The sequence below is a fragment of the Bradyrhizobium sp. genome (assembly GCF_004799445.1).
Classification (GTDB): Bacteria; Pseudomonadota; Alphaproteobacteria; order Rhizobiales; family Xanthobacteraceae; genus Bradyrhizobium.
On record NZ_SSNA01000232.1, the window covers coordinates 1 to 4,332 of the forward strand.

General features: G+C 56.5%; 4 protein-coding genes and 1 pseudogene. 4 read left to right on the forward strand and 1 reads right to left on the reverse strand.

Going from position 1 to position 4,332, the window contains the following annotated elements; translation table 11 throughout:
• The 3 genes and pseudogenes from E8A46_RS29655 to E8A46_RS29665 form a co-directional block, all read left to right on the forward strand.
• Window positions 1-315: pseudogene (locus E8A46_RS29655) on the forward strand (ABC transporter permease); the annotation flags it as partial.
• 39 nt (window positions 316-354) lie between these two features.
• On the forward strand, window positions 355-1,308 hold the full coding sequence (locus tag E8A46_RS29660) for a sugar ABC transporter substrate-binding protein (protein WP_291568736.1): 954 nt from the start codon (window positions 355-357) through the stop codon (window positions 1,306-1,308).
• A 179-nt stretch (window positions 1,309-1,487) separates the two neighbouring features.
• The gene (locus tag E8A46_RS29665; protein WP_291568730.1) at window positions 1,488-2,486 is read left to right on the forward strand and encodes a Gfo/Idh/MocA family oxidoreductase; all 999 of its coding nucleotides are present in this window, start codon (window positions 1,488-1,490) and stop codon (window positions 2,484-2,486) included.
• A 360-nt stretch (window positions 2,487-2,846) separates the two neighbouring features.
• Here E8A46_RS29665 and E8A46_RS29670 read toward each other — a convergent pair whose 3' ends face one another.
• Complete coding sequence (locus E8A46_RS29670; protein WP_291568732.1) at window positions 2,847-3,269, reverse strand: hypothetical protein; 423 nt, start codon at window positions 3,267-3,269, stop codon at window positions 2,847-2,849.
• A 279-nt stretch (window positions 3,270-3,548) separates the two neighbouring features.
• Here E8A46_RS29670 and E8A46_RS29675 point away from each other — a divergent pair, with 279 nt between their 5' ends.
• Window positions 3,549-3,689: a hypothetical protein gene (locus E8A46_RS29675; RefSeq protein WP_291568735.1), complete on the forward strand. Its 141-nt coding sequence runs from the start codon at window positions 3,549-3,551 to the stop codon at window positions 3,687-3,689.
• Window positions 3,690-4,332 lie beyond the last annotated feature (643 nt).

The following is a 4,332-nucleotide window of genomic DNA, read 5'->3' on the forward strand; positions in this document are numbered from 1 at the left end:
GCCGTCAGCGGTGGAATGGCCGGATTGGCCTCTCTTATTTTCCTCGCGCGTTTGAATTCTGCCGAAGGAGACATCGGCGATTCACTGACCCTCCCGGCGATCGCCGCGGTTCTGATCGGTGGAACGTCTCTGTTCGGTGGGATCGGAACAATGTCGGGCACCCTGATCGGCGCTCTCATTCTCACGCTGGTGCTTAACGGAATGAATTTGCTCGCAGTCAATGCGAACTGGCAGCCGCTTGTGACCGGAGTGATCGTCGTATTGGCCGTCTGGGTGGATAAGAAACTGCGTTACCGTGCAGGCCACGCTTCATGATCAGGCAGCAGAAGACAACTTTCCAGGGAGGAAACTATGATGATTAAACTCAGGTTTGCGATAGTAGGGCTATCGATGGCATTTGCGGGGGGTGCACTCGCAGATGGCGAAAGCATCGCCGTATTCACTAAAAATCAGACCAATCCGTTCTTTCAGGCGGTTCGTGTCGGCGCTGATGCCGCGGCCAAACAGCTCAATGCCAAGGTCGTCCATTACATCCCGACCAAGCCCGACAGCATTCCCGAGCAACTAAGTCAGGTCGAAGACGTCATCGTCAAAAAGCCGGATGCTATCGTCTTCACTCCGGTTGATTACAAGGCAATGGTCCCGAGCGTCGAAAAAATCAACCAAGCCGGCATTCCAGTGGTCAATATTACGGACCGAAGCGCGGGCGGCAAATTCGTCGCATTTGTGGGGGCTGACGACTATAGTCTCGGTCTGGAGACCGCTCGGTTTCTGGTCAAGGCGCTCGGCGGCAAGGGTAATTTGGTCGTGTTGGAAGGCGTCAAGGGTGCGCTGACCAACATCGATCGTGTGCGCGGCTTCAACGACGCAATCTCCGAGGCGCCGGGGATGAAGTTGCTGGCGTCGCAACCTGCGAACTATCAGCGATTGCAGGCTCTCCAGGTCATGGAAAACCTGTTGCAATCCTATCCGTCGATCGATGGCGTGCTCGCGGCTAACGATGCAATGGCGACCGGTGCGATCGAGGCATTGGACGGGGCTGCGCGCAAGTCGCTCGTAACCGGGATCAACGGCACCCAAGAAGCCATCGACGCGATCAAGTCGGGAAAACTACTCGCAACCGGGGATTATAATGCCTTTCAGCAGGGCTGCCTCGGTGTCATGATTGCAATCCGCAATCTTCGCAAGCTTCCCATCAAGACCGAAATCTTGTTGAAGCCTTCCGTCGTGAATAAAGAAAATGTCAAAGACTACGACACTCCGCTGGACCAGCGAAAGTGCGCAGCGTGGGAAGATGCAGTCAAGTAGCCCTAGACTCTGACACGTCAGCGAGAACCAGACGGGCGGTCCCGTCTGGTTTAACCCTTGATTTTGAAAACGCTGATCCCGGGGGGCATAGCTGTCTTGAACCGGCATGTCGAAAGTGCCGTCTTGGCCTTCCGTCGAATTCTCAGCGCGTCGCTGATCTCCCAACAGGAAGAATTCTGATGAAAGTCGCGGTAGTAGGGCTCGGATGGTGGGGCAAAGAAATCATACGCTGCATATCGCGCAGCCCGAGATTCAAGGTCGTCTATGGTGTCGATCCGATGCCCCCGTCTGGCATCGAGGCCTTCGCCGAAGAGTTCAAATTCGTTCTCGAATCCGATCTGGAGCGCGTGCTGAAGGACGTTGACGTAGAGGGGGTCATTCTCGCGACCCCTCATGCGCTGCATGATCGGCAGGTGCTTGCCGTGGTAGCTGCGGGCAAAAATGTATTCTGCGAAAAGCCGCTGACGTTGACTGGCGCCGGCGCTGAACGGGTTTTGGATGCCTGCAACAAGGTCGGCGCAATTCTCGGCATCGGGCACGAACGTCGCTACGAGCCCGCCTTTGAGGAACTCGGGCGGTTGATCCACAGTGGCGCATTGGGACGGCTCCTGCACATCGAAGCAAATGTCAGCCACGACCTATTTCGTAAACTCGACACCAAGAATTGGCGACTGAGCAAATCGAACGCGCCCGCGGCTATGATGACCGCGGTCGGGATTCATATCACCGATTTATTCGTTTCGTATGCCGGTGCTGTGGCTGAGGTGCGGGCGCAAACGGCAAGTCTCGTCTTTGAACCTCCCGCCGAAGATTTTGTCGTCGCCAACATCACCTTCAAGTCGGGCGTCAGGGCAACCCTGACGTGCCTGTCGTCAACGCCGTTCTATGGACGGGTCACTGTTTTCGGGGACGCAGGCTGGGTCGAGATCGCCAGCGAAGGAAATGTCGATCAAGGCAAGCCCACTATTCTGACTCATTGCGCGCATACGGGGGGCGAGCGCAAGCAGATCATCTACAACCCTGTCAACGCGGTTATGCTGAACTTCAGCGCTTGGGCCGCAGCGGTAGCTGGCGAAACAACCTATCGCTTCACCGCCGAGCAACTGCTCGAAAACATTCGGCTATTGGAGGCCATTGCGGTCTCCGCTGAGAAAGATGGACAAATCGTCCGATTGTGACGTCGCGAGCGCGACGCAGGCGCCAAGGGCGTCAGCCCTTTCTCGTTGAGTCTGCGTGTGGCGACTCCCGCGGGACCGTTGTCTCGAGAAATTCGGCTGCGCCGCGCTAGACATCTACGAGCTGTTCTTCGACGGCGTTCGCGGGCTGTCAAGGAGCGTCCGGTTCTAAGTGCCGGAAGGAGCGCAGCCAATCTGTCGCGCCCCATTCGACGTTTTATCTAACTTCCGGACCTCACGCGTCGGCGGCTCTCAGAAGATAGACCCACCGTGAATGTGGGCAAGGTAGAGCCGATTCCCGCCACTTTGCCTCCCGGGACGCTGGAGAGGCTTCAAAGGAAGAAACGCTGAGCGCGCAAACCCTCATCGGGCCTCCTTTGTCTTCTTGGTTTTCTCGACAACCTCGTACTTTTTGCCGCCCGGGTACTGGACGTATTCCTTCTTTTCGTCGTGAAAGCGCAGATAGCGGAAATTCTCATGCGCGATGGCGCAGATGGACCGCAATGCGTCGCGGGCGACGTCCCTGTGGACACCTTCCTCAGAGAACGCGTTGTACAAGATCGTCCACGCTACGGCGTACTCGTTGTAGAACCGTTGATCGGTCGATCCGAAGATGATGTCGGGCCGAAACTTCACCTTCTCGAACTCGTCCGCGAGGTCATCCGCAGCGCCCCAGCATGACGACATGACCAAAGCCTTGGGGCCATAGTTGTTCGCCGTAAATATCCGGACAAAATCAGGCCAATTGATCCGGGTCTTGTCCGTGAGCGTGATACTTGAGAACATGAAGCGCTTGGATCACGAACATCTCGAGGACCAGGACGAGGATCCGATGGAGTAATTTCCGCTAATGGCGCTTAGCGTCGGTTATTGCGGCGCAGCGGCATGTCCGGAGTTGCGTGTAAACGGGAAGTGAGCAGCACCCAGCCAAAGTGATGCGATTCATCGCGCATCGCGCAAGCCACTTAACTCGATGGCCTCAGCTTTTCCTCGCCGGGGCCTTTTTTGGGGCACAAGTCGCCGCGAATCCGCCAGCCTTTGCCGCGAGCAACTCTCGGGGGCACGATGGAGGAAGCGATGTCGCGCAGGCGAAAATTATCTTATCAGCCAACGTCCCAGTACAACGCCTACCTTGCAGGTTGGGTATTCGCCTTCTCGGTGGTGCTGGTGACATTCTTGCTGATCGCGCATGGTGTGCATTTTTGATGCATGGAGATGGCGATGCGCGGTTGGCGTCAATCGGAGACGCGCCCCTCGTTCAGCAACAATTCATGGATGACTCGCCACCTATCGTGTCGCCTTGGTCGGAAATCCAAAAGAGGAGATCGCCTATCCTGAAGCTCGTAAAAGAACCTTAATGTCTCTTTTGCAGTTGGCCCTGGTGGGTCGATAGGCTGAGTCTGAAGCCAACGATCCCATTCCAGAAGAAGGAGGGATTTCCGTTCGTCTTGTCTCATTGACTGCGCGTCCTCCACTCAAGAGGGCGAAGCCCCTAAGAGACTCCATGGTCGCGCTGGTCGTTCCGGGTATGCTGGTTCTATTCGAGAACCGTTGGATGTGACATCCAGAAGGTGCATGGCCACCGCCGTGCCGATTGGCACCTTCAAGGCCCAATATGCTGGAGAGGACTTAACCGTTTCTAAATACGGAACCGAGCTTTGCGCAGGCCCACTTCCGGCCTTTTGGGTTAAAGGGCGCTTATGACGGCGTCCCTGAGGACTTCTCCACCGGAATGTCGCTTAATGGCACAAATGCGAAGTGCGCGATGTCCGCTATTTGGTCGCTATGAGGGGAAAAGCGGACGTCGCGGACATCGCGTTTTTGTAGATGCGGACGTCATACGAGGCGG

Excerpts from the sequence above, each read along its gene's own strand:
- E8A46_RS29660 (WP_291568736.1), top strand. The coding sequence starts at position 355 with ATGATTAAACTCAGGTTTGCGATAGTAGGGCTATCGATGGCATTTGCG.
- E8A46_RS29665 (WP_291568730.1), top strand. The coding sequence starts at position 1,488 with ATGAAAGTCGCGGTAGTAGGGCTCGGATGGTGGGGCAAAGAAATCATA.
- E8A46_RS29670 (WP_291568732.1), bottom strand. The coding sequence starts at position 3,269 with ATGTTCTCAAGTATCACGCTCACGGACAAGACCCGGATCAATTGGCCT.
- E8A46_RS29675 (WP_291568735.1), top strand. The coding sequence starts at position 3,549 with ATGGAGGAAGCGATGTCGCGCAGGCGAAAATTATCTTATCAGCCAACG.